General features: G+C 62.5%; 24 protein-coding genes. 13 read left to right on the top strand and 11 right to left on the bottom strand.

The genetic code is table 11. The annotated features are described in order from the left end of the window. The first annotated feature begins 1 nt into the window (after nt 1). A complete protein-coding gene (locus J1G35_RS00325; RefSeq protein WP_003171943.1) occupies nt 2-766 on the top strand; it encodes an amino acid ABC transporter ATP-binding protein in 765 nt (254 codons plus the stop codon). Between the two features lie 50 nt (nt 767-816). On the opposite strand, the gene J1G35_RS00320 is transcribed toward J1G35_RS00325, so the two are convergent. Both J1G35_RS00320 and J1G35_RS00315 read right to left on the bottom strand, forming a co-directional pair. After that, a complete protein-coding gene (locus tag J1G35_RS00320) occupies nt 817-1,299 on the bottom strand; it encodes a type II toxin-antitoxin system MqsA family antitoxin (RefSeq protein ID WP_223012889.1) in 483 nt (160 codons plus the stop codon). Continuing rightward, nucleotides 1,296-1,607, bottom strand: coding sequence for a type II toxin-antitoxin system MqsR family toxin (locus J1G35_RS00315; protein WP_053131314.1), 312 nt, complete (start codon nt 1,605-1,607; stop codon nt 1,296-1,298). The genes J1G35_RS00320 and J1G35_RS00315 overlap by 4 nt, the downstream gene beginning before the upstream one ends. A 159-nt stretch (nt 1,608-1,766) precedes the next feature. Here J1G35_RS00315 and J1G35_RS00310 point away from each other — a divergent pair, with 159 nt between their 5' ends. Together J1G35_RS00310 and J1G35_RS00305 are read left to right on the top strand one after the other, a co-directional pair. After that, complete coding sequence (locus J1G35_RS00310; RefSeq protein WP_053131924.1) at nt 1,767-2,426, top strand: FadR/GntR family transcriptional regulator; 660 nt, start codon at nt 1,767-1,769, stop codon at nt 2,424-2,426. After that, the gene (locus tag J1G35_RS00305) at nt 2,416-3,681 is read left to right on the top strand and encodes a CynX/NimT family MFS transporter (RefSeq protein ID WP_223012888.1); all 1,266 of its coding nucleotides are present in this window, start codon (nt 2,416-2,418) and stop codon (nt 3,679-3,681) included. The genes J1G35_RS00310 and J1G35_RS00305 overlap by 11 nt, the downstream gene beginning before the upstream one ends. On the opposite strand, the gene J1G35_RS00300 is transcribed toward J1G35_RS00305, so the two are convergent. The 8 genes from J1G35_RS00300 to J1G35_RS00265 all read right to left on the bottom strand — a co-directional run bounded on the left by J1G35_RS00300 (nt 3,678) and on the right by J1G35_RS00265 (nt 11,390). Continuing rightward, a complete protein-coding gene (locus J1G35_RS00300; RefSeq protein WP_223012886.1) occupies nt 3,678-4,328 on the bottom strand; it encodes a DUF1120 domain-containing protein in 651 nt (216 codons plus the stop codon). The two genes, J1G35_RS00305 and J1G35_RS00300, sit on opposite strands and share 4 nt — an antisense overlap. Before the next feature lie 17 nt (nt 4,329-4,345). Further along, nucleotides 4,346-5,446 carry a DUF1120 domain-containing protein gene (locus J1G35_RS00295; protein ID WP_223013117.1) on the bottom strand — a complete coding sequence of 367 codons (1,101 nt, stop codon included), beginning with the start codon at nt 5,444-5,446 and terminating at the stop codon, nt 4,346-4,348. A gap of 50 nt (nt 5,447-5,496) precedes the next feature. Next, nucleotides 5,497-7,929 (bottom strand): fimbria/pilus outer membrane usher protein, encoded by a 2,433-nt coding sequence (locus tag J1G35_RS00290; protein ID WP_223012884.1) that lies wholly within the window; start codon nt 7,927-7,929, stop codon nt 5,497-5,499. Between the two features lie 77 nt (nt 7,930-8,006). Beyond that, nucleotides 8,007-8,708, bottom strand: coding sequence for a fimbria/pilus chaperone family protein (locus tag J1G35_RS00285; RefSeq protein ID WP_053131301.1), 702 nt, complete (start codon nt 8,706-8,708; stop codon nt 8,007-8,009). 33 nt (nt 8,709-8,741) lie between these two features. Continuing rightward, the gene (locus J1G35_RS00280) at nt 8,742-9,368 is read right to left on the bottom strand and encodes a DUF1120 domain-containing protein (RefSeq protein ID WP_223012882.1); all 627 of its coding nucleotides are present in this window, start codon (nt 9,366-9,368) and stop codon (nt 8,742-8,744) included. 89 nt (nt 9,369-9,457) lie between these two features. Continuing rightward, nucleotides 9,458-10,078 (bottom strand): DUF1120 domain-containing protein, encoded by a 621-nt coding sequence (locus J1G35_RS00275; RefSeq protein WP_053131295.1) that lies wholly within the window; start codon nt 10,076-10,078, stop codon nt 9,458-9,460. Between the two features lie 38 nt (nt 10,079-10,116). Beyond that, nucleotides 10,117-10,737 (bottom strand): DUF1120 domain-containing protein, encoded by a 621-nt coding sequence (locus J1G35_RS00270; protein ID WP_223012880.1) that lies wholly within the window; start codon nt 10,735-10,737, stop codon nt 10,117-10,119. 32 nt (nt 10,738-10,769) lie between these two features. Next, complete coding sequence (locus tag J1G35_RS00265; RefSeq protein WP_223012879.1) at nt 10,770-11,390, bottom strand: DUF1120 domain-containing protein; 621 nt, start codon at nt 11,388-11,390, stop codon at nt 10,770-10,772. 398 nt (nt 11,391-11,788) lie between these two features. On the opposite strand from J1G35_RS00265, the gene J1G35_RS00260 reads away from it, so the two are divergent. From J1G35_RS00260 to dacB, 7 genes are all read left to right on the top strand, one after another. After that, entirely contained in the window at nt 11,789-12,211 is a 423-nt protein-coding gene (locus J1G35_RS00260) for an Hpt domain-containing protein (RefSeq protein ID WP_223012877.1), read from the top strand. Between the two features lie 207 nt (nt 12,212-12,418). Next, the gene (locus J1G35_RS00255) at nt 12,419-13,054 is read left to right on the top strand and encodes a response regulator transcription factor (protein ID WP_053131280.1); all 636 of its coding nucleotides are present in this window, start codon (nt 12,419-12,421) and stop codon (nt 13,052-13,054) included. Between the two features lie 97 nt (nt 13,055-13,151). Further along, the gene (locus J1G35_RS00250) at nt 13,152-13,622 is read left to right on the top strand and encodes a nuclear transport factor 2 family protein (RefSeq protein ID WP_053131277.1); all 471 of its coding nucleotides are present in this window, start codon (nt 13,152-13,154) and stop codon (nt 13,620-13,622) included. Nucleotides 13,623-13,658: 36 nt separating this feature from the next. After that, on the top strand, nt 13,659-13,934 hold the full coding sequence (locus tag J1G35_RS00245; protein ID WP_053131273.1) for a GIY-YIG nuclease family protein: 276 nt from the start codon (nt 13,659-13,661) through the stop codon (nt 13,932-13,934). 75 nt (nt 13,935-14,009) lie between these two features. Further along, nucleotides 14,010-14,945 (top strand): glutathione S-transferase family protein, encoded by a 936-nt coding sequence (locus J1G35_RS00240; protein ID WP_223012875.1) that lies wholly within the window; start codon nt 14,010-14,012, stop codon nt 14,943-14,945. 109 nt (nt 14,946-15,054) lie between these two features. Then, a complete protein-coding gene (locus tag J1G35_RS00235; protein WP_223012873.1) occupies nt 15,055-17,472 on the top strand; it encodes a TonB-dependent receptor in 2,418 nt (805 codons plus the stop codon). Between the two features lie 94 nt (nt 17,473-17,566). Next, nucleotides 17,567-19,012, top strand: coding sequence for a D-alanyl-D-alanine carboxypeptidase/D-alanyl-D-alanine-endopeptidase (gene dacB, locus J1G35_RS00230; protein ID WP_223012870.1), 1,446 nt, complete (start codon nt 17,567-17,569; stop codon nt 19,010-19,012). Between the two features lies 1 nt (nt 19,013). Here dacB and J1G35_RS00225 read toward each other — a convergent pair whose 3' ends face one another. Beyond that, on the bottom strand, nt 19,014-19,793 hold the full coding sequence (locus J1G35_RS00225; protein ID WP_223012868.1) for an IclR family transcriptional regulator: 780 nt from the start codon (nt 19,791-19,793) through the stop codon (nt 19,014-19,016). Between the two features lie 119 nt (nt 19,794-19,912). On the opposite strand from J1G35_RS00225, the gene hmgA reads away from it, so the two are divergent. The 3 genes from hmgA to maiA are packed head-to-tail and all read left to right on the top strand — an operon-like array spanning nt 19,913 to nt 23,134. Next, nucleotides 19,913-21,196: a homogentisate 1,2-dioxygenase gene (gene hmgA, locus J1G35_RS00220; RefSeq protein ID WP_223012866.1), complete on the top strand. Its 1,284-nt coding sequence runs from the start codon at nt 19,913-19,915 to the stop codon at nt 21,194-21,196. 3 nt (nt 21,197-21,199) lie between these two features. Continuing rightward, nucleotides 21,200-22,486, top strand: coding sequence for a fumarylacetoacetase (gene fahA / locus J1G35_RS00215; protein WP_223012864.1), 1,287 nt, complete (start codon nt 21,200-21,202; stop codon nt 22,484-22,486). 12 nt (nt 22,487-22,498) lie between these two features. Beyond that, entirely contained in the window at nt 22,499-23,134 is a 636-nt protein-coding gene (gene maiA, locus J1G35_RS00210) for a maleylacetoacetate isomerase (RefSeq protein WP_053131255.1), read from the top strand. Nucleotides 23,135-23,151 lie beyond the last annotated feature (17 nt).

Below are 23,151 nucleotides of genomic sequence, written 5' to 3'. Positions count from 1 at the left end.
TATGAGCGAAGCGATCAAACAGCCTGTGAGCCCTGAAGGCATTATCCAGATGCAGGGCGTCAACAAGTGGTACGGCCAGTTCCACGTGTTGAAAGACATCAACCTCAACGTCAAGCAGGGCGAGCGTATCGTGCTGTGCGGCCCCTCGGGTTCGGGCAAGTCCACCACCATCCGCTGCCTCAACCGTCTGGAAGAGCACCAGCAGGGCCGCATCGTGGTCGATGGCGTGGAGCTGACCAACGACCTCAAGCAGATCGAAGCGATCCGCCGTGAAGTCGGCATGGTGTTCCAGCACTTCAACCTGTTCCCGCACCTGACCATCCTGCAGAACTGCACGCTGGCGCCGATGTGGGTGCGCAAGATGCCCAAGCGCAAGGCCGAGGAAATCGCCATGCATTACCTGGAGCGTGTGCGCATCCCGGAGCAGGCCCACAAGTTTCCGGGGCAACTGTCCGGCGGCCAGCAACAGCGAGTGGCGATTGCCCGTGCCTTGTGCATGAAGCCGAAAATCATGCTGTTCGACGAACCGACCTCGGCCCTCGACCCGGAAATGGTCAAGGAAGTACTCGACACCATGATCGGCCTGGCCGAAGACGGCATGACCATGTTGTGCGTGACCCACGAAATGGGTTTTGCCCGCACCGTGGCCAATCGCGTGATCTTCATGGACAAGGGCGAGATCGTCGAACAGGCGGCGCCGAATGACTTCTTCGACAACCCGCAGAATGACCGGACCAAGTTGTTCTTGAGCCAGATTTTGCATTGATCGATGTTTGAAAAAATAAACCCGGCCTGGCCGGGTTTATTTTTGTCTGTTCAGGAGGCCTTGAGCGCCTCCTGCCCTGTGTTCACGGTATGAGTGAAGCCCCGCAGGTCAGCGCCTTCGGCCAATATCTTGGCGTCGGCGAGCAAATGAGGGTAACGGTCCAACAATCGCATTAACAGAACCAGTGGCTTCGGTGGCAGAAGCTCACCGCGTTCATAACGTGAAAAAGCGTTGTGACCGCCACCGGACAGCAGTTGCACGGTTTCTTTTTGCGTAAGGTGCAGCTTGCGACGGATGCGTTTCATCTCGTTGCCGATCATTGTCCGCGCGGTGCGGACCAGTTCATCGCTGGCGGCGCTATAGCGGTCGGAGCTGTCAGGGTCATGCATGCCGTCGCCGCACAGTTGGCATTCCCAGCCAGACAGGTCGTCGACACGTCGTTCCATACCGTTGACACGGAGGGTTTCGCTGCGGCTTTCGAAGCGCGTCATGGCGTTGGGTGCACCGCAAATGAAGCAATGTTGAGTGTTCATGAGCTCTTCTTCTTGAAGGAGATCACTGGAGGGTTACCGGCTGTGCAGTAAGTGACCTTGATGTAAATCTCCAGACCGTGTGAATTGATGTGGTACACGTCCTGCCACACCCGGTGATCGGCATACGTGGTCATCGATTTGTACAACATCCTGTTTTGTAGTTCGAAAACGACCTCTTGCATCTCCTTGATATTCAGGCCGAGCCGCGCGCCTGTTTCCTTTGCTGCGAGCGTAAATGCCCGGCCTCCAAGCCGTCTGACATCCGCCTTGATCACCGCCAGATCGTAATGAGGTGTGTACTTTTCCATAAGACACCTGAACCGAATAATTACCCTCTAAGGGTAATTTTACCAATCGAAAATACTGCTCCTTTTGCTGCCTAAGAACCCTAGTGCGTTGCCTTTGTGGGCAACTCTGAATAGGCTGTAGGAAAATTCATCCTATGATTGGACGAAAGCCTGCATCCCATGACAGACATCGCCCCCCTGATCAAACGCTCCCTGGTGGACCAGGCCCTGGAGCAGTTGCGCTGGCGCATTACCGAAGGCAAGTGGGCCATCGGCGAACGCTTGCCCACCGAGCCGGAGCTGTCCGCCGAGCTGGGCATCAGCCGCAATACCGTGCGTGAGGCCATGCGCGTACTGGCGTTTTCCGGGTTGATTGAAATCCGCCAGGGCGACGGCAGTTACCTGCGCTCGATGACCGACCCGCTGGGAGCTATGCGCGCGTTATCCCACTGCAGCCTGGAGCAGGCGCAGGAGACGCGGCAGATCCTGGAAGTGGAGGCCGTCGGGCTTGCGGCGATGCGTCGTACCGAAGCCGACCTCACCGCTTTGCATGAGGCACTCAAGGCCAGCGCGGTGCTGTACCACGGTGACCTGGAGGCCTATATCAGCGCCGACCTGGTATTCCATAAACGCCTGGTGGATGCCGCGCACAATCCGGCATTGAGCGAGCTGTACCAGTATTTTTCCGCGATTGTCGGCGCCCAGTTGCGCCAGACCCTGAACATCTCGCCGCGCCGCCAGGCGGTGTTCGACCTGCATATCGCCCTGCTCGAAGCCGTGGAACACCAAGACCCGGAACGCGCCAAATCCCTTTGCCGGCAGTTGATCAATGAACCCTGAAACCAAACGCACGACCGAGTTGGAAGAACTGTTGATTGACGCCGAAGCCGACGACGAAGTGGTGCAAGCCAGTCACCCGCTGGTAAGCCGCCCTTGGCTGTTGCTGCTGGGCCTGATCCTGGTGGCCTTGAACCTGCGCCCGGCGTTGTCGAGCGTGGCGCCGTTGCTGGCCGAGGTTTCCAGCAGTCTGGGATTGTCGGCGGCCCAGGCCGGTTTGCTGACCACCTTGCCGGTGTTGTGCCTCGGCTTGTTCGCGCCAATGGCACCGGTCCTGGCCCGGCGTTTTGGCGCCGAGCGGGTGGTGCTGGGAATCCTGCTGACCCTGGCCGCCGGCATCATCCTGCGCAGTTCGTTTGGCGAAGTGGGGTTGTTCGCCGGCAGCCTGATTGCCGGTGCGAGCATCGGCATCATCGGCGTATTGCTGCCGGGCATCATCAAGCGTGATTTCGCCAGACAAGCCGGCGCCATGACCGGTGTCTACACCATGGCCCTGTGCCTGGGCGCAGCGTTGGCGGCGGGCGCCACGGTGCCGCTGAGTCATTACTTCGGCGACCGCTGGACCATTGGCCTGGGTTTCTGGGTGCTGCCGGCGTTGGTGGCAGCGTTGTTCTGGTTACCCCAGGTCGGCCAGAAACACGGCGCCCACCAGGTCGCCTACCGGGTCAAGGGCCTGTTGCGTGACCCGTTGGCCTGGCAAGTCACCGTGTACATGGGCTTGCAATCGTCCCTGTCGTACATCGTGTTTGGCTGGCTGCCGTCGATTTTGATCGGCCGCGGCCTGAGCGCGACCGAAGCCGGGTTGGCATTGTCCGGCTCCATCGTCATGCAATTGTTCAGTTCCCTCGCAGCGCCCTGGCTCGCAACCCGTGGCAAAGACCAGCGCCTGGCGATTGTGGTGGTGATGCTGCTGACCCTCGGCGGCCTGTTCGGTTGCCTGTATGCGCCGCTGGACGGACTGTGGGGTTGGGCGATCCTGCTCGGCCTGGGCCAGGGCGGCACGTTCAGCCTGGCGCTGACCTTGATCGTGCTGCGCTCGCGCGACTCCCATGTGGCAGCCAACCTGTCGAGCATGGCCCAGGGCATTGGTTACACGCTGGCGTCCGTAGGCCCATTGGCGGTAGGCCTGGTGCACGACTGGACGGGCGGTTGGTCGGCCATCGGCTGGATTTTCGCGGTGATCGGCCTGGGCGCGATCGTCGCCGGGCTGGGCGCGGGGCGAGCGCTGTATGTGCAGGTCAGCAGCGAAAGGCTCTAGAGGTACAGCACTTCCAGGGTTGCCGAGCCGTCGAGCCAGGTGTCGCTGCTCAGGTCCAGGTTCTGCTTGGCGTTGATCACCGCCTCGACCTTGACGGTGCTGGTCAACGCCTGGATCGCCGAAGGTCCGCTGGTACTGCCTTGGGTGTCGGTGAACCCCAGGTAACTGTTGGCGCCGATGTCGATCGGGTTGAGGTTGGCGGTGCGCCAGGCCAGGCCGCCGGTGGTGGATTCGGTACCGTAGGCGGTCGCGAGGCTGTCTACCTGGGTCTGGCGAGGGTCGAAACTCAGGGAATACAGGCCAATACGGTTGCCACTGTTGTCCAGCCCCAGCCCGTAGTAAATCTCGCTGTTGACCGTGGCCGTGCCGTCGCGGTTGTCACGCATGCGCAGGGCAAAGCGGTTCGGCGCGTTACAGCCGATACTGACTTGCAGGTGCTTGACCGGTAATCGAGTGCCCTTTTCGACGTTGAGGTCCTGCTGGGAAATCTTGCCGTAGTCGATCAGTCCGTTGCTCGACAGCAGGGGGGTGCAGGCGGTGGGCGTCAGCCGGCCTTTGACACTCAGGTCCACGCTGGAGGCGGCCAGGGTGTGGGGGGCTGTGGTGAGTACCGTCAGGGCGCAAACGACAGTGCAATACGTGTTCATAGGGGGAGCTCCAGAGGTCAGGGGTAGATGATTTCAAGGGTGCCCGAACCGTTGATGTACACCACGTTGCGCAGGTCCAGTGATTGGGTCGGGGCCAGGTAGGCCTTGATGCGCACCGTACCGACGAGGTGCTGGATCGGCACCGGCCCACGGGTATTGCCGACGCTATCGGTAAACCCCATCAGGCTGTTGGCGGCGATGGGGATCTGCCGGGCACTGGAACTGCTCCACGCCGCCCCGCCACTGGTGGAGTCGGTGCGATACAGGGTGCCGAGGGCGTCGGCGCTGAACTCGGCCGGGTCGATGTTCAAGTAGAAGCGCCCAATCTTGTTCTGGCTGCCGTCCAGATCCAGGCCGTAGGCGGTTTCATCGATACCGCCGGTGGCCGAGCCTTTGCGGTTGTCATGCATCTTCAGCGCGAAAGACGTCGCCGCGTCGCAACTCACGGAGAGTTGCAAGGTGCGGGTCGGCAGCGGGGTTTCATTGCTGGTATTGAGGTCCTTGGCCAGCAGCGTGCCGTAATCCACCAGCCCGCCGTTGGACAACTGCGGTGTGCACGCGATGGGGGCGAAGTGGGCGCGCAAGGTGAGTTCCCGCGAGCGGTCGCCCTGGCGGGTATCGAACGTCCCGGACACTTCCCAGGTGGTCGCCTCGCGCACCCGGGTCGCGGCGACGTCGGCCCAGGCGCTGAGGCTCACGTGCAGCGCGAAGTGCTTGCCCTGTACGACGCGGGTGCCTTGCACGGGGGCCACGCCGTGGCCTGGCAGCCAGCTCAACGTCGTACCGACCGCGGCCGGTGCCTGGCCGGCCGCCGGCAGCAAGCCCAGCTCCACCGCCTGGCCGTCCAGCACGCCGTCGCTGACCTGCAGAGCGTAGGTGCCGTGCTCGGTAAATTGCAGGCGTTGGGCACTGGCCGCGAGGGCGCGATAGAACACACTCATGTCCGCCGGTTGCGGGCAGTTGAGGTTCAGGCTCAAGCGGCGTTCGCCGAGCAGACGCTGTGGCGCGGCGTCGTGTTGTGCAAGGCGCTTCATCAGGCCGAAGTCGAGTACCGGCTCGCTGATGTTCAACCGGCACTCGTCGTCGGCCCACACGTTAGCGACGAGGCCGATGCTCATCAATGCAGCCGTCAGCCAGGGGGCGCGGAAAAGGGGCATGGTGATCGTCCTCATAGGGGGTTGCAGCGCGCGGGCGCGGTTTCGAAATACACCTGGGGATCGCCTTTGGCCGGCACCTCGAAGTGCAACCGGCAGCGCGTCATGCCGGGCGCGCTGACCCACAGTGCGGATTGCTCCAGCACATTGGGCAGGAACACCTGGCCGCCGTCCTGCACCAGGGTCACGAACTCGCCGTCGGCGGTGCTGACGGAGGCGCCACGGGGCAGCAGTACGCCTTGTTCGGTACGTGCGGTGAGCAACACTCGGCGAGTCAACGTCACCCCGAACTCGACCCGGTCCACCGCGCCACGCCCGGCCGAGATCATTGCCAGGCCGTTGTTGATATCGGCATTGCGCGGCAGCGAGCGGGTCTGCACTTCCACCGGGCTGCGGCCATAGGCGTTCACTTGGGGCACCACGGCCTGGCCTTGCCAGTCGGTCCACACCGGGCCGCTGGGGGTGCTCAACTTGATGCCGCCCATATCGCCCACCGAGACCACGGCGAAGGTGTCGCGCACCGGGTAGGGCGAGAAGGTCACTCCGTCGCCATGCACCACCACGCCACCCCGGGCACTGCCTTGATAGCTCGATCGCTCGGCATCGGAGCGGCTGTAGCTGACGTCGAGTTGGCTGTAGCGCGGCAGGGCCGAGAGCCCGAGGGTGGTTTCCACCTGTTGGTCGCGGGTGTCGTGTTCGGCGCTGACGCGATAGCTCAATTGATCATCGATCTGTTCGTTCAGCCCCAGGCCGGTGCGATGTTCGCCGCCCGAGTTACGCACCCAGGCGCGCACGCGACGACTTTCGCCCAGGGGCAGGCTGACATTCAGGTACACCGCGTTGTCCTGTTGCTGGCGCCCGCCTATCTGCCATTCGGCACTGGCCGACAACGACACGCCACCGACGCTGGTGCCCCACGCCGCCAGGCCTCGGCTGCTGCTGTCGCCATCAAAGCTGCTGGAGCGCGACAGCCCGGCACTGAATGCCCCCAGCCACGGGTGCGACCAACCGACCGTGGCGCTTTGTTGATCGCGATAACGTGAGCGCCGTTGCTGAGTGATTTCGGCTTCGTAAGTGGCTTCTTCCAGTTCCCGATAGCCGGATGTGCGCCAGGAGTTGGCGACGCTGAATGACCATTGGTCATTCAGGCGCTGAGACCATCCCAGGTCGGTCTGCACACCACGCACCTTGTGCCGTGCCTGGGTATCGGCAAGCTGAGTGGTCAACTGCACCTGACTGTCCAGCCATGGCAGCCACCCCAGGCTCACGCCCGCCGCACGGTATTCGCTGGACGCCAGCACCCCGCTGCCCAAGGACAGTTGCGGGTGCACGGCGCCGGTCCAGCCTGCGCTGACCACCCAAGGATCGTCACCCTGGGCATCGCCGATAGTGCGCACGCGGCCCGCTGCCACCGAGTACCCCGGCGCCGCGAGCCCGAGGCCGAGCATGGCGGCGGGAACGGTGAAACGGCGCTCGCCGCCGCTGCTTTCCTTGACCGTGACTTCGACGTCCGAGCGTGAGTTCAGGCGCCGCACATCCGTCAGGGAAAACGGCCCGGCCGGCACCACGGTGGAGTGAATCAACGCGCCGTTCTGCCGCACCTCGACCTGGGCCGGGCTGTTGGCGATACCGTCGATGGTCGCGCCCTGGCCTTGCTCTTGAAGTGCCTGTTCGGTCAGTACCTGCATCCCGGTGATCTGTGCACCCGACAACACCGGGTTGTAGAGATTGATCTGCCCGGCTTGCAGGACTGCCTGATGGCTGGCAAAGGTGCGTTGGGCATACGCCTCAAGGTGGGTGCTGCGCGACAGGCCATCCTGCCAGGTCTGTACCTGGCGGCTGCGCACGATCCAGTCGCCCGCGTTGAAGCCCACCTCGGTATTCGCCGAGCCAAAGCGGCTGTCGTCATCGCTGAAACGGTTATAGAAACCCGTGAGGTCGTAATTGAGCAGGGCGGCGACACCACCGGTTTGATAGCCGGAGATGTCCTGTTGCAGCGGTCGCAGCGCTTCGCTGGGCACCACCAGCGATACGGTGAGGCTGGCCGGGTCCTGCTCCACCAGGCTTTGGGGGTACTGCGCGAACAGGTCATGGCAGGGACCGCTGTCGCCGGGCACCCTTAGGTTGGCGGCGTCCAGCAGGGCCTGGTCAAAGCAGAGTTGGCCGTGTTGATCGAAACCGACTTCCAAGCGCCCCCTGGGCTGGCCGTTGACCCGCAGGCTCACCGCGTGCCGGCCAGCGGCAAAGCGCGGTGCGTCCAGCAGCAGGCTGGCCAACTGCGGGTCTATGCCGCGTTGGTGCAGGGTGGTCGCATCGAAGCTGGTGCGTTCTTGGGCCCAGGCTTCGGCGGGCAGCAGGGTGCACGCCAGCAACAGCGCTGGGAAGGCGCTGCGGGCGGGTATGTCGGGCACGGCATCGCCGTCACGGTAGCTCAATACTGTTTTCACGAAAGGCACTCGAATGATGGGCGTCTGCGCGCCCCGGTGACGGTCTTGGCGCCGTCACTTCGTGATGCAGGCGTTGGTCAGGTGAGGGGGGCTTCGTAGGCGGCCACGGCAAAGCCATACACCGTGGCCGGTTGCAGTCGCACTTTAGTGGCGGCGCCACCGGTGGCGGGTACGCTCAAGGTTTCCCCCGGCAACACGTAGGTGCGCGGCAGCATGGCCTTGCCGTCGCCAGGCAGCAGGCGCAGCTCCTGGGCCAGGCGCACCACATACGGGCTGTCGTTGCGTACCTGCAAAGTGCTGCCGTGTTGTGACCAGGTCAGGCGCGTCCAGGGCGTGCGATTAAGCGCCAGGCCCTTGGGATGAATGATCACCGGCAGGTTCTGGCGCACGGTCACGCCCACCCGGGCATGCCCGGCTTCGGTGGCGGGACGGCCCTGGGGCATGCCTTCGAAGATCGCGCGCTTGAGCCGCTGTGTTTGCAGTGGTTGCTGGCGTTGCAGGATGAACCGCACCAGTTGTGATTTGGACGCTTCCACCCGCGACAGGGGCGGGGTCACCACCAGCAACGGCTCGCGGTCTTCGGGAATGTCTTCCAGGGTGACGTGCAGCAGGGCCAGTTGGGCGTCGGTGTTAGTGACCGAAACGGCCGCCTCCCCTTCGGCTTCGTAGACGATGACCACGGAGGTGTCCGGGATCATGCCGTCGGCCTGCGCGCCTGTGCCAAACAGCAGGGTCAGGGCAAGCAGGCAGGTGGAGGGTTTGAACGATGTCGTCAGCATGACGGGGTTTTCCATTGGGGCAGCGTGAAGAGGTCAGAGGTAGCGCAGGTCCAGCACGATGGAGCCGTCCAGCGGTACCTCCTGATTCAGGGTCAGGTACTCGGCGAAATTGATGGAGGTGTCGATGCGCAGTTGGGTGCTCAACTGACCGATGAAGTCGGGCTGGCGATCACCGGGAGGCGCAAAGCCCACATAGGACTTGGGGTAGGCATTCGGTTCCGGCGACCAGGTTTCACCGTTGTCACTGGAGGCCAGCACCTGCATGGGCTGCGCATCACCGATGGGGTTGCGGTAGGACAAGGCTACGGATCCCAGGCGCTCGGCCGGCACATGAATGTTCCTGCCCAGGCCATAGAAAAAACCGGGGGCCAGTGACGACTCGGCACGGTTGTCGAGCCCCACCAGGGCAAACAGCATCGGCCTGCTGCATTGCACATTCAGTTGCAGCAACTGGCTGGGCAGCACCGTGAATTTGTTGGCATTCAAGCTGTGCGAGGGGATTTTTCCGTGATCGACCGTGCCTTCGTCTGAGAGCATGACGTGACAGGCGTCCGGCGTTAGCCGCCCGGTCACCGTAAGGTCGACGAAGGATGCGGCGAACACCGCAGGGATAATCGTCAGCAAGAGCAATACAGCCAAGCGTTGAGTGAGCGTGTTCATGGGGAGCGCCACGGGTCGAGTTGAATACGGGCGGTACAAAAACAACGCCCATGCCCGTGAGGGATTGCCAGGCATGGGCGCTCAGGGTGTTACAGGTACTTCACTTCCAGGGTGGCCGAGCCGTCGAGGGTGACCTCGTTGCTCAGGTCCAGGCCGTCGGTGCGGGCGATGTAGGTTTCAACCATTACGTCCAACGACAAGTCCTTGACCGGTACCGGTTGAGTGTCGTCGGCCATGCTGGCCACCGACATGTACAGGCCCGGGTCCCAGAATTTTTCGCGGTACCAATTGTCCCGTCCGTTGAAGGACGCTATTGACTGCACTGCGACACTGTCGGCGACCGGGTTGTCGAGTGTCAGGCCAAACCAGCCGAGCTTCTGGTTGCCGTTGATCAAGCCCAGGCCGTAGTAGGAAGGGGTGATGGACGAACCAGCCCGGTTGTCGACCGAGTGCAGGGCAAAGCTGATCGCGCTGTCGCAGCTGACGACCATGGTCAAGGTGTGGGTCCCGATATGCGTTGGGTTGTTTATGTTCAGGTCCTTGGCGGAAATCTTGCCGTGGTCGATCACGCCCCCGCTGGACAGCACGGGGGTGCAGGCGCTCGGTACGATCAGTCCCTTGACGGTCAGGTCGACGGTGGACGCGGCGTAGCTGGTGGCAGAACCGAGCAGCATCAGGCCGGTGGCGAGTACGGTAAACAGGGGCTTCATGGGCGACGAGTTCCTTTCGATTGAGTCTGAGTGGCGCATTACAGGTAGTTGACTTGGACCGTGGCGTGCCCGTCGACGGGGACTTCGTCGGTCAGGGTCAGGCCGTTGGCGGGGGCGATGTGGGTGAACAGGCGGATTTCGGCATCGAAGTCCTGCACCGCAATGGGCACGAGTTGGTTGCCCCTGGCGATTGCCGTCAGCGTGGAGTGGGTGAGCATGCTGGTGGGCAGCCATGTAACGCCGCCATCGACAGACGTAATGGCGCGTGCAGCGACGCCGTCCGCCACTGGGGCATATAGGTGGAAGGCGGCGCCGCCAAGTTTTTCACCGTCCGATGTCATGCCCAGGCCATGCCAGTTGGCGTGGTTGGCCGAGGAACCGGCGCGGTTGTCGATGGTGCTCAGGGTGAAGAAGGTCGGCGCCTCACAGCGCACACTCAACTGCATGGTTTGGTGGGGCAGTGAGGTGTACTGCTCGGCCTCGAGATCCTTGGCTGCCATTTTTCCGAAGTCCACCGTGCCACCGCCGGAAATCAGCGGCGCACAGGCACTCGGGGTGATGGTGCCTTTGACGGCGAGGTCGGTGGTGCTGGCGGCCAGTGCCAACGGCGAGGCCGCGAGTAACAACACTGCCAACGGGATTGCGTTGAAAACGTGCATGGCTGGAACCTTCCGTGTGAACGGGGTGGGAGTTACAGGTACATCACTTCCAGGGTCGCGGAGCCGTCGATGGGCGCCTCGTCACTGAAATCGAACTGGTCTGCACGGGCGATGCTGGTATTGACGCCCAGGTCCATCACCAGGTTTTTGATCGGCAGCAGTGTGGTGGCGTCATCCGCGGCCCCGGCACCCCATAGGGTTTGCAGTTCCCAGTTACGTTCGCCGTACCAGGTGCGGCCGCCGTCACTGGAGGCAATCGGCTGGGCACTGACGCCGTCGGCGCGCATGTTCAAGGGGGTCAGGTAAAACCGGCCCAGTCGCTTGTTGCCGTTGATCAGGCCCAGGCCGAAGTCCATGGTGCCGGTAGAGGTGCCGCTGCGGTTATCGATGGGCTTGATCGCGAAGGGAATGCTTGCATCGCAGGCGATGCTCAACTGCAGCGTCACTCGGGGCAATGACGTCGGGTTGTTCTGGACCAGGTCCTTGGAGGCCATTTTTCCGTGATCCACCATGCCGCCGGCCGAGACCGTCGGGGTGCAGGCATTCGGGGTGATCAGGCCTTTGACGGTCAGGTCGACGTTGCTGGCAGCAAAGGCGGGTGCAGCACTGGCGAGTAAAAGGGCGATGCTCGACAGCGTCAGGGACTTGCTCATTTCAATACGTTCCACTACAGGGCTGGCTGATAGAAGCGCGCCCGGCATCATCCGGCCTTTCTGTAAGGGCGGCGAGCAAGGCGGCAGGTTGTATTTGGCTGGGATCGCTGAAGATCGCGAGCCCGTTCCGTCTTTGCGGAGTGGCGGCAATTTAGCCGGGGGGTGGGGCGGGGGAAATACAACTATTACGACAATCGAGGTGACAAGTATTTGGGCTTGAGAACGTCAGAATTTATGTTCTTGTTATGTAAGAAAGTTGGGTTTTTCGTAGTTGTTGTATCGTCATTTTTATACCCAGAGGGATATTCATGGTTGCTTGTAGACAGTCTGTGAGTGCCTTGGAGTTTCGATGAACTCACGGGCTGAACAATCACTGTAAGCGCAATGAGGTGACCATGGTGACAAAGGTATTTTTCGATCAAGTACCTGTCCTGAAGTTGGCACCCTCGCCCCCGCCGCCCTGGGTGGCAGAGCCGGTTCATGATGCGGCGGGGATTACGTGGCCGACTCGCGCCAGACTGATCGAAATTTTCGGCAGTGATGAGCTGGTGAGCCGGATACTGGTCAGCCTGATGAATGAAGCCCGGGAGGACAATGCCTTGCTGGACCAGGCGCGGGCCAGTGCCGATGTGCCCCTGGTGGTGGAGCGACTGCATCGTCTGGTGGGCAGCCTGGCGTTCGTCGGTGGCGTCGACCTGGAGCGTGGCGGCGAGCAATTGATTGCTCGGGTCCAAGCCCTTGGGGTGGTGGAAACTGCCCCGCAGTTGCAGGCGTTTCAGCGTAATTTGCGGGTGTATATTGATTATTTGAGTCGGTTGTAAACCCTTTGAATGGAGAGGTTTGTAGGATGTTTTTCCATTGAATTGGAGGTTTTGGATGTAGGTAATTTCTTTTTGTTTTGTAGGTATAAATTTGTTGGCTATCAATTACTGGGCGCGGTGCTGAACAGGCCGCCTCGGGTGGTTGTTGAGGCTTGAGGACAAAGGTATTTTTGCGCCAATTCCAATTGCCATCATTCGTGGGTCTTTATGCTTCGTGTAATTATTGCCGACGATCACCCCATTGTGCGCATCGGTCAGCGCGTGGTGATTGAGGCGGGCGGCAGGTGCAAAGTGGTCGGCGAGGCCGATGGCCCCGATGAGTTACTGCGGTTATTGAGCACGGTGGCCTGTGATGTCCTGGTGACTGACTTCGCCATGCCGGGGGGGCAGCAGGCCGACGGGTATGGATTACTGGGCCTGTTGCGCCGCCAGTACCCGGCATTGCCGGTGATCCTGGTGACCATGTTTGCCAACGTGGCAACGCTGCGTGCGTCGTTTGCCCACGGGGCGCGGGCGATTGTCGCCAAGAGCGCTTCGGCCCGGGAGTTGCCCATTGCGATCAACGCGGTGGTCAAGGGCGAGACGTTTGCCAGTGAGTGCCTGCGGGCGCAACTGGTGGAGGCAGGCACCGGCGACCAGTCGCAACAGCCGCAGTTGTCCGATAAGGAGCGGGAGGTGGTGAGGATGCTGGCCAGCGGCATGACCGTCAGCCAGATTGCGGCACGGGTCAATCGCAGTATTTCCACGATCAGTAAGCAAAAAAGTACCGCCATGAGCCGGCTGTGCATTTCCACCGATGTGGACCTGTTTGCCTACGCGCGCAGCTGCGGCATGGTGCCCTAGGGTTTGTCCGGGCATTGCCACTGTGAATGCCGATAGAGTTTTGCCCGCGCGCAGACTATCTTTGACGGCTTACAACCCCCTGGTTTGGAACCTGCCCATGAGCGACGCACACAACGCCCTGATCACCGAGTTCTACAGCGCTTTCCAACGGCTGGACGCCGAGGCCATGGCGGCCTGCTACACCGACGATGTGCTGTTCAGCGACCCGGCGTTCGGTGAACTGCGCGGCCGCGACGCCGGCGATATGTGGCGCATGCTCACCACGCGGGCCAAGGATTTCTCCCTGACGTTCGACCATGTGCGCAGCGATGAAACTACCGGCAGCGCGCATTGGGTCGCGACCTATTTGTTCAGCGCCACCGGTAACACGGTAGTCAACGACATCGGTGCGCGGTTTGTGTTTCGCGATGGCAAGATCTGCGAACACCACGACCACTTCGATCTGTGGCGCTGGTCGCGCCAGGCACTGGGCTTGAAGGGGCTGCTGCTGGGTTGGTCGCCGGCGCTGAAAAACGCCGTGCGTGCCCAGGCGCGCAAAGGCCTGAAGGCATTTCAGGCCGGTCGTTGATAAACTTGGCATCCCCCTGGTTTGCCGAATTGACCTGTGACTGACCTTCCTGAATCCAAACCCTGGTTCGTCTACCTGGTGCGCGCCGCCAATGGCTCCTTGTATTGCGGCATCAGCAATGACCCGGTGCGCCGCTTTGCCTCCCATCAACGTGGCAAGGGCGCGCGGTTCTTTTTATCCAGCCCCGCAGTGGCGTTGGTGTACACCGAGCAATGCGCGAGCAAGGGCGAGGCGCTGCGCCAGGAGCGGCTGATCAAGAAACTCAAGAAGAGCGCCAAGGAATGCCTGGCAGCCAGTGGTTCATTGATCTGACTGATAGGGTCCCATAGTGCCCACATGCGGTTTGGCGGGCTAAGCTAGCCGCTCACCTATCGAGCGGAGCCTGGCATGTCTGAGTTGATTCTCCACCATTACCCGCAGTCCCCTTTTGCTGAAAAAGCCCGCCTGATGCTGGGCTTCAAGGGCTTGTCCTGGCACTCCGTGCGCATCTCGCCGGTGATGCCCAAGCCTGACCTTACGGCCCTGACCGGCGGCTATCGCAAGACGCCGGTGCTGCAGGTCGGTGCCGACATCTACTGTGACACCGCCTTGATCGCCCGACGCCTGGAGCAGGAAAAGTCCGCCCCGGCGCTGTTCCCCCAAGGCCTGGAACTGGTTACCCAAGGCTTCGCCGCCTGGGCCGACTCGGTGGTGTTTTCCCAAACCGTGGCGCTGGTGTTCCAGCCGGAATCCCTGGCGGTCAAATTTGCCCAGGTGCCGCCGCAAATGCTCCAGGTGCTGGTGGCTGACCGCAGCAAATTGTTCAGCGGTGGCACCGCCGCCCGCGTGCAACTGGACCAGGCCAGGCATCAATGGCCGGCGATCGTCAGCCGCATCGATCAACAATTGCAGCATGCCCCGGGGGACTTCCTGTTCGGTGAACCGTCGATTGCCGACTTTGCCCTGGCCCATCCGCTGTGGTTCCTCAAAGGCTCGTCGGTGACTGCGCCGTTGGTGGATGCGTATCCCGCTGTCGCGGCGTGGTTGGACCGGGTGCTGAGCTTTGGCCATGGCACTGCCAGTGAGATCAGCGCCGAGCAAGCGCTGGAGGTGGCGCGTAACGCAACGCCCGCTGCGCTGCCTGATGAGGTTTTCGAGGACTTGAACGGCTTCAGGGCCGGCCAGCAGGTGACCATCTCGGCCACTGACTACGGCACCGACCCCGTGGCCGGTGAGCTGCTGTTTGCCGGGCGCGAAGAGCTGATCCTGCGCCGTACCGATGAGCGCGCCGGCACCGTGCATGTGCATTTCCCACGCTTGGGTTTTTGCATTCAGGCGCAATAAATAAAAATATTTGCAAATAAAGGTGAGGTAAACCGTCAGCCCATCCGTGTAGTGCTTGAAACTGCGATCTATTCGCATTAACAGCGTTTTCTACACGGGTTCCTACAGCATGAAGTCGACGGCGGGCGGTTGGGTTAAACAGTGGCTGGGAGCCTCGGTATTGGCGGTGTCGGGGTTGGCGTTGCTGCCCCTCAGCGTGGCGCAGGCGCAGGAGCAGCAAAGCGCCCAGTTCACCTTTGCCCAGGCTGCCAAGCCGCTGCCTCAGGCGTTGAGTGATTTCAGCCGGGTCACCGGGATCAGCGTGATCTACACCGATGAGGCGCCCTATGGCCTCAGTGCCCCGGCGGTCAGCGGGCAAATGAGTGCGACCCAGGCCCTGCAACGCTTGCTGGCGAACAGCGGCTTTACCTTCCGCCAGATCGACGCCCGCACCCTGGCCCTGGAACCGATGCCCACCGATGGCGCGCTGAACCTCGGCGCCACCACCATCAGCGGTGTCGGCCAAACCGAGGACAGCACCAGCTACCAGCCCCCGCCCACCAGTTCGGTGATGCGCTCCCGTGCTTTGTTGCTGGAAACCCCGCAAACCGTCAACGTGGTACCCGCCCAAGTGCTGCGCGACCAGACCCCGCGCAACCTGGATGATGCCCTGGCCAACGTCAGCGGCATCACCCAGGCCAACACCTTGGCCAGCACCCAGGACGCGGTGATGCTGCGCGGCTTTGGCGACAACCGTAACGGCTCGATCATGCGCGATGGCATGCCGGTGGTGCAGGGGCGCGCATTGAACTCAACCGCAGAACGGGTCGAAGTGCTCAAGGGCCCGTCGTCGCTGCTGTATGGCATCCAGGACCCGGGCGGCGTGGTCAATATCGTCAGCAAAAAGCCGCAACTGACCCAGGCTACGTCCCTGACCGTGCGCGGCTCGACCTTCGGAGATGGCAAGAACGGCAGCGGCGGCAACCTCGACACCACCGGTCCGATTGGTGATTCGGGCTTGGCCTATCGCCTGATCGTCGACCATGAAGACGAAGACTACTGGCGCAATTTCGGCACCCACCGCGAGACGCTGGTGGCGCCGTCTCTGGCCTGGTTTGGCGATACCACCAAGCTGCTGTTTGCCTACGAACACCGCGAATTTCTCTCGCCGTTCGACCGCGGCACGGCCATCGACAAGTCCAACCACCCGCTGGACATCCCGGCCACCCGCCGTCTGGATGAGCCATTCAATAACATGGAAGGGCGTTCTGACCTGTACCGTTTTGAAGCCGACCACGACTTGAACGACGACTGGAAAGCCCATTTCGGCTACAGCTGGAACCGTGAGACCTACGACGCCAGCCAGGTACGCGTCAGCGCGGTAAACACCAACGGCACACTAACCCGCAAGATGGACGGTACCAAGGGCGCGATCACCACTGACCGTTTCGCCACAGCCAGCCTGGAAGGCAAGGTCAATGTGCTGGGCATGCAGCATGACCTGGTGTTCGGCCTGGACGACGAGTACCGCAAGATCTACCGTGCCGACCTGATTCGCCAGAACTCGCGCGGCACCTTCAACTACAACAACCCGGTGTACGGCAACGAAGTCGCGGGCACCAGCGTCAGTGCGGCCGACAGCGCCCAGACTGACCTGCTGCGCAGCGATTCGCTGTTCTTCCAGGACGCGATTCACCTGACTGACCAGTGGATCTTCGTGGCCGGGGCGCGCTATCAGATGTATGACCAGTACGCTGGCAAAGGCGTGCCGTTCAAGGCCAACACCAACGGCAATGGCCAGGCCTGGGTGCCACGTGCCGGTCTGGTGTATCGCTACACCGACGAGTTGTCGTTCTATGGCAGCTACACCGAGTCATTCAAACCCAACTCCACCATCGCTGCCTTGGCCGATGGCAGCACGCTGACCGGCGACCTCACGCCTGAGGAGTCCAAGTCCTGGGAACTGGGCGCCAAGCTCGACATCCCGGGGCGCATCACCGCCAGTGCGGCGTTGTTCAATATCGACAAGCGCAATGTGCTGGTGTCGGTGGGCTCCGGTGCCAACACCATCTACAGCATCGCGGGGCAGGTACGCTCCCGTGGCCTGGAACTGGACGCCACCGGCCAGTTGACCGACCAGTGGAGCCTGATCGGCAGCTACGCCTATACCGACGCCGAAGACATCAAGGACAACGACCCGACGCTTGAAGGCAACCGCCTGCAAAACGTGGCCAAGCACACCGGCTCGTTGTCGGTGGCCTACGACTTCGGCAACATTTTCGGCGGCGATCAGTTGCGTGTGGGCACCGGTGCGCGGTATGTCGGCGAGCGCGCAGGCGACGCCGCCAACGACTTCAACCTGCCGGGCTACACCGTGGCGGACGCCTTCGCCACCTACGACACCAAGATCGACGGGCAGAAGGTCAAGTTCCAGGTCAACGTGAAGAACCTGTTCGACCGCGTTTACTACACCTCTGCGGCCAGCCGGTTGTTTGTGTCCATGGGCGATGCGCGGCAGGTGTCGGTGTCCAGTACCCTGGAGTTCTAAAACCTGACGGGCTCCCTATGGCAAGCCCGCTCGCCACAAAGGTACGGAGCTGTTAGCGTTGCGGCCATTAATGGCTTTGCGGAACACAGTACTGATGCACTTTGGAAGATGGCTACACCTGCTGTGCCTGAGCGTTTTACTGGGCGGCTGTGCGAGTGTTTCGCCGCCGTCCACGCCTTCAACACTGGATCACCTGCTGGCCGATCCTGCCCTCAACGGCGCCACGGTTTCCGTCATGGTGCGCGACGCCCGCAGTGGCAGCACCCTCTATCAACACAACCCGCGCACGCGCCTGATCCCGGCCTCCAACCTCAAGTTGCTGACCACCGCTGCGGCGATGGATGTGCTGGGGCCGCAATACCGCTTCTCCACCCAACTGTTGAGCAACGGCACCCAGCAAGGTGGGCGCCTGGCCGGCAACCTGTACCTACGCGGTCTCGGCGACCCGACCACGCAGTTCGCCGACTTCCAGGCACTGGCCGCCCAACTGGCGAGCCAGGGCGTGCGCCAGGTGCAAGGCGACCTGGTGTTCGACGACACGTGGTTCGACGCCGAGCGCTTGGGCGTGGACTGGGCCCAGGACGACGAGAGCACTTACTACGGCGCACAGATTTCGGCGCTGACGGTGTCGCCCAACACGGATTTTGATGCAGGCACCTTACTCGTCACGGCAAAGGCTCCCGTCGCCCTCGGCCAGCCAGTGAACGTGGTGGTGAGCCCGTCAACCGACTACGTGCAACTGAGTAACCGCGCCATCAGCGGCCCCGGCAACAGCTACGCGATTACCCGCCAGCACGGCACCAACCTGCTGCAACTCAGCGGCGCGCTGGCGCCGGGCAAGCAAAGCCGGCAGTGGGTGAGTGTGTGGGAACCGACGCAATTGGTGGCCAATCTGTTTGAGCAGGCGCTGGCGCAGCAGGGTATCCAGGTGCTCGGGCGGCGCGTGATCGGGGGGGCCAGCCCTGCGACGGCGACGGTGTTGGCCGAGCATCAATCGGCGCCGTTGCAGGACTTGATCACGCCGCTGCTCAAGCTTTCGAACAACAACATGTCCGAAGCCCTGCTCAAGGCCATGGGCCGCAAAAGGGCCAATGCGGGCACTGCGGCAGCGGGCGTGGCGGCGGTGGCGGCGTTCATGCAGCGCCAGGGCCTGGACCCGGCGACGCTCAGCCAGGTAGATGGTTCCGGTTTGTCGCGACGCAACCTGGTGTCGGCGCAAAATCTCACGGATCTGCTGCTGGCCGCTTCAAAACAACCCTGGTTCGACGCCTGGTACAGCGCCTTGCCGATTGCCGGCAATGCCGATCGTATGAGCGGCGGCAGCCTGCGTTATCGCCTGCGCGGGACGGCTGCCGAAAACAACCTGCACGCCAAGACCGGCTCCATGGCCGGCGTGTCATCGCTGAGCGGCTACATCACCGACGCTGAGGGAAGGCGCCTGGTGTTTTCGATGATCAGCAATAACTACGTCAGCGACGCCGCCCCTATCCGCGCCCTGGAGAACCGCCTGGCGCTGGCCCTGGCCCAGTGGCACGACTAGTTCAGGGCTGGTAACCCATCCGCCAACTTACGGCCTGGGTCGCCGCCAGCAAGCGCTGCGCCGCCGGGCCATCTTCGTCGGCATGGAACAGCGAGGTGGGGCCCACCACGGTCATCACCGCCGCCACGTGCCCGACCGCGTTGAATACCGGTGCCGACAACGCATCCACCCCCGGCATCAGCAGGCCATGCACAAAGTGCAGGCCGCGCTGGCGGATTTGTTCGCAGGTGGTGGCGTAGGCCTGATCGTCCGCGAGGGCATGGGCGATACCGGCCTCGATCTCACGCTCACGCAACTCGACGGTTTCCCGCGACGGCAGGAAGGCACTGAACACCAGCCCGGTCGATGAGCTGAGCAGCGGTAACACTGAGCCCAATTGCGTCACCACCGTGACTGCGCGTACCGCCGGTTCGATCTGCACCACGGTCGCGCCCTGATTGCCCCATACCGCGAGAAAGCAGGTTTCATTCAGTTCGTCGCGCAGCTCGGCCAGGGGCAGGGCACCGACTTTCAGCACATCGATGCTGCCCAGCGCGGCCAGGCCCACGCGCAATGCTTCGCGGCCCAGGCCGTAATGGTTGGTGGCGGTGTTCTGTTCGGCAAAACCCGAAGCGATCAGCGCCTGCAAATAACGATGCACCTTGCTCGCCGGCATCTGCACATGGTCGGCCAGACGCGACAACGACGTGGCCGGCGACAGTTCGGCCAGGGCCTTGAGGATATCGGTGCCCACTTCGGCCGAGCGGACTTTCTGTTTACCGGTGTCGCGGGGCTTTTCCATGGAAGGGCGAGAATCCGAGAGATGAATGGGCGTCTTTATAGCTTGACGGTCGATAGTGATCAAATTACGTTATGCGTAACTGGATTACGATAAAAACAACTTCCGTCAGAGGATGATCCATGAACCTCGAATACCTGTCGGGCTTCGGCAATGAATTCGCCAGCGAAGCCCTGCCCGGCGCGCTGCCGGTCGGCCAGAACTCCCCGCAAAAAGCGCCCTACGGGCTGTACACCGAACTGTTCTCCGGCACGGCGTTCACCATGGCGCGCAGCGAAGCCCGCCGCACCTGGCTGTACCGTATCCAGCCGTCGGCCAATCACCCGGCGTTTATCAAGCTGGAGCGGCAGCTGGCCGGTGGCCCTCTGGGCGCGGTGACGCCCAATCGCCTGCGCTGGAACCCGTTGGATATTCCGACTGAGCCGACGGACTTTGTCGACGGCCTGGTCGCCATGGTCGCCAACTCAGGGTCAGAGAAACCCTCAGGCATCAGCATCTACGACTACTGCGCCAACCGCTCGATGGACCGCGTGTTCTTCAATGCCGACGGCGAGCTGTTGATCGTCCCCGAGCAGGGCCGCCTGCGCATTGCCACCGAATTGGGCGTGCTGGACGTCGAGCCGCTGGACATTGTGGTATTGCCCCGTGGCCTCAAATTTCGCGTGGAGCTGCTGGATGCACAAGCGCGCGGTTACGTCGCCGAAAACCATGGCGCGCCGCTGCGCCTGCCGGACCTGGGGCCTATCGGCAGCAACGGCCTGGCCAACCCGCGTGACTTCCTCACGCCGGTGGCCCACTACGAAGACCTCAAGCAACCGACCACGCTGGTGCAGAAATTCCTCGGTGAACTGTGGGCCTGTGAGCTGGACCATTCACCGCTGAACGTGGTGGCCTGGCACGGCAACAACGTGCCGTACAAATACGACCTGCGCCGCTTCAACACCCTCGGCACCGTGAGCTTCGATCACCCGGACCCGTCGATCTTCACCGTATTGACCTCGCCCACCAGCGTGCACGGCCTGGCCAACCTCGACTTTGTGATTTTTCCGCCGCGCTGGATGGTGGCCGAGAACACCTTCCGTCCGCCGTGGTTCCACCGCAACCTGATGAACGAGTACATGGGCCTGATCCAGGGCGCCTACGATGCCAAGGCCGAAGGCTTCGTGCCCGGCGGTGCCTCGCTGCACAGCTGCATGAGCGCCCACGGCCCGGACGGCGAGACCTGCACCAAGGCCATCAACGTGGACCTCGCGCCGCACAAGATCGATAACACCATGGCCTTCATGTTCGAGACCAGCCAAGTGCTGCGTCCCACCCGGTTCGCCCTGGAGTGCCCGCAACTGCAACCTTCTTATGACGCGTGCTGGGCTTCGCTGCCCGCCACCTTCAACCCGAATCGGAGATAACCCATGACACAGCCAACTCCTATCCGCAGCTGGGTAGCCTCTGCCAACGGCCACCGCGATTTCCCCCTGCAAAACCTGCCGCTGGGGGTGTTCAGCATCAACGGCTCGGCACCGCGCAGTGGCGTGGCGATTGGCGACGCGATCCTCGACCTGCACGCCGCCCTGGATGAGTTTGAAGGCGAAGCCCGCCGCGCCGTTGAAGCCACCGTGGGCGGTCAATTGAACGCCTTTTTCGAGCTGGGCCGTGGCCCGCGCGTGGCCTTGCGCGAGCGCCTGCTGGAACTGTTGGCGGAGGGCAGTAAACTGCAGACCCGTGAAGCGCAGGTGCTGCACCGCGCCGCCGATTGCCAGATGCACGTGCCGGCGAAGATCAACGACTACACCGACTTCTACGTCGGCATCGAGCACGCGCAGAACGTCGGCAAACTGTTCCGCCCGGATAACCCGCTGCTGCCGAACTACAAGTATGTGCCGATCGGTTATCACGGCCGTGCCTCGACCATTCGCACCTCGGGTGCCGACGTCCGTCGTCCCAAAGGCCAGACCTTGCCGGCTGGCCAGACCGAACCAACCTTCGGCCCCTGCGCACGCCTGGACTATGAGCTGGAGTTGGGCATCTGGATTGGCCAGGGCAACGCCATCGGCGAATCGATTGCCATCGGCGATGCAGCTGAGCATATCGCCGGTTTCTGCCTGCTCAATGACTGGTCGGCGCGGGACATCCAGGCCTGGGAATACCAGCCGCTGGGCCCGTTCCTGTCGAAGAGCTTCATCACCAGCATTTCGCCGTGGGTGGTCACGGCCGAAGCCCTGGAACCGTTTCGCAAAGCGCAGCCGTCGCGGCCCGAAGGCGATCCGCAACCGCTGCCGTACCTGCTGGATAACCGCGATCAGGCGGCCGGCGCGCTCGATATTGAGCTGGAAGTACTGATCACCACCGCTTCGATGCGCGAGCAAAACCTGCCGGCTCATCGCCTCGCCCTGAGCAACAGCCTGCATATGTACTGGACCGTCGCGCAGTTGGTGGCGCACCACAGCGTCAACGGTTGCCAACTGCAGGCCGGTGACCTGTTTGGTTCGGGCACCTTGTCCGGCCCTGAAGCCGGGCAGTTCGGCAGTCTGCTGGAGATGACCGAAGGTGGTAAGAAGGTCATCGAACTGCCTTGCGGCGAAGTGCGCAGATTCCTTGAAGACGGCGACGAAATCATCCTGCGCGCCCGTTGCAGTCGTGAAGGCTTCGCCTCCATCGGCTTCGGCGAATGCCGTGGCACTGTGGTCGCGGCGCGCTAAGAGGGCAGGGCGATGGAACTCTATACCTACTACCGCTCAACGTCGTCGTACCGGGTTCGCATCGCCCTGGCGCTCAAGGGCCTGGATTTCACCGCCGTGCCGGTCAACCTGCTGGTGCCGGCGGGCGGCGCCAATCGCCAGCCGGAGTACCTGGCCATCAACCCCCAAGGCCGGGTGCCGGCCTTGCGTACCGATGACGGTGAACTGTTGATTCAGTCGCCGGCGATCATCGAGTACCTCGAAGAACGTTATCCACAGGCACCGCTGCTTTCCAAGGACCTGGCCACCCGTGCCCACGAACGCGCGGTCGCCTCGATCATCGGCTGCGATATCCACCCGTTGCACAACTCCAGCACCCAGAACCTGTTGCGCCAGTGGGGGCATGATGAGGTGCAGGTGCTGGAGTGGATCGGGCATTGGATCAGCCAGGGGCTGGGCGCGGTGGAGCAGTTGATTGGCGATAAGGGCTATTGCTTTGGCGAGCAGCCGGGGATGGCGGATGCATTCCTGATTCCCCAGTTGTATGCGGCAGAGCGCTTCAAGGTGCCGTTGGTGGCGTATCCGCGCATTGCCAGGGTGGCGGCGTTGGCGGCGCAGCATCCGGCATTCGTCCAGGCTCACCCTGCCAACCAACCCGACACCCCCTGAGTGATCATTCCCACGCT

It is taken from the genome of Pseudomonas sp. SH10-3B (assembly GCF_019891415.1).
Taxonomy (GTDB): domain Bacteria; phylum Pseudomonadota; class Gammaproteobacteria; order Pseudomonadales; family Pseudomonadaceae; genus Aquipseudomonas.
This window is presented reverse-complemented; position numbering and strand designations above follow the sequence as displayed.

What these genes read in the sequence shown, in the direction of transcription:
- J1G35_RS00325 (WP_003171943.1), top strand. Translation starts at nt 2, where the DNA reads ATGAGCGAAGCGATCAAACAGCCTGTGAGCCCTGAAGGCATTATCCAG.
- J1G35_RS00320 (WP_223012889.1), bottom strand. Translation starts at nt 1,299, where the DNA reads ATGAACACTCAACATTGCTTCATTTGCGGTGCACCCAACGCCATGACG.
- J1G35_RS00315 (WP_053131314.1), bottom strand. Translation starts at nt 1,607, where the DNA reads ATGGAAAAGTACACACCTCATTACGATCTGGCGGTGATCAAGGCGGAT.
- J1G35_RS00310 (WP_053131924.1), top strand. Translation starts at nt 1,767, where the DNA reads ATGACAGACATCGCCCCCCTGATCAAACGCTCCCTGGTGGACCAGGCC.
- J1G35_RS00305 (WP_223012888.1), top strand. Translation starts at nt 2,416, where the DNA reads ATGAACCCTGAAACCAAACGCACGACCGAGTTGGAAGAACTGTTGATT.
- J1G35_RS00300 (WP_223012886.1), bottom strand. Translation starts at nt 4,328, where the DNA reads ATGAACACGTATTGCACTGTCGTTTGCGCCCTGACGGTACTCACCACA.
- J1G35_RS00295 (WP_223013117.1), bottom strand. Translation starts at nt 5,446, where the DNA reads ATGAGCATCGGCCTCGTCGCTAACGTGTGGGCCGACGACGAGTGCCGG.
- J1G35_RS00285 (WP_053131301.1), bottom strand. Translation starts at nt 8,708, where the DNA reads ATGCTGACGACATCGTTCAAACCCTCCACCTGCCTGCTTGCCCTGACC.
- J1G35_RS00280 (WP_223012882.1), bottom strand. Translation starts at nt 9,368, where the DNA reads ATGAACACGCTCACTCAACGCTTGGCTGTATTGCTCTTGCTGACGATT.
- J1G35_RS00275 (WP_053131295.1), bottom strand. Translation starts at nt 10,078, where the DNA reads ATGAAGCCCCTGTTTACCGTACTCGCCACCGGCCTGATGCTGCTCGGT.
- J1G35_RS00270 (WP_223012880.1), bottom strand. Translation starts at nt 10,737, where the DNA reads ATGCACGTTTTCAACGCAATCCCGTTGGCAGTGTTGTTACTCGCGGCC.
- J1G35_RS00265 (WP_223012879.1), bottom strand. Translation starts at nt 11,390, where the DNA reads ATGAGCAAGTCCCTGACGCTGTCGAGCATCGCCCTTTTACTCGCCAGT.
- J1G35_RS00255 (WP_053131280.1), top strand. Translation starts at nt 12,419, where the DNA reads ATGCTTCGTGTAATTATTGCCGACGATCACCCCATTGTGCGCATCGGT.
- J1G35_RS00250 (WP_053131277.1), top strand. Translation starts at nt 13,152, where the DNA reads ATGAGCGACGCACACAACGCCCTGATCACCGAGTTCTACAGCGCTTTC.
- J1G35_RS00240 (WP_223012875.1), top strand. Translation starts at nt 14,010, where the DNA reads ATGTCTGAGTTGATTCTCCACCATTACCCGCAGTCCCCTTTTGCTGAA.
- J1G35_RS00235 (WP_223012873.1), top strand. Translation starts at nt 15,055, where the DNA reads ATGAAGTCGACGGCGGGCGGTTGGGTTAAACAGTGGCTGGGAGCCTCG.
- dacB (WP_223012870.1), top strand. Translation starts at nt 17,567, where the DNA reads ATGCACTTTGGAAGATGGCTACACCTGCTGTGCCTGAGCGTTTTACTG.
- J1G35_RS00225 (WP_223012868.1), bottom strand. Translation starts at nt 19,793, where the DNA reads ATGGAAAAGCCCCGCGACACCGGTAAACAGAAAGTCCGCTCGGCCGAA.
- hmgA (WP_223012866.1), top strand. Translation starts at nt 19,913, where the DNA reads ATGAACCTCGAATACCTGTCGGGCTTCGGCAATGAATTCGCCAGCGAA.
- fahA (WP_223012864.1), top strand. Translation starts at nt 21,200, where the DNA reads ATGACACAGCCAACTCCTATCCGCAGCTGGGTAGCCTCTGCCAACGGC.
- maiA (WP_053131255.1), top strand. Translation starts at nt 22,499, where the DNA reads ATGGAACTCTATACCTACTACCGCTCAACGTCGTCGTACCGGGTTCGC.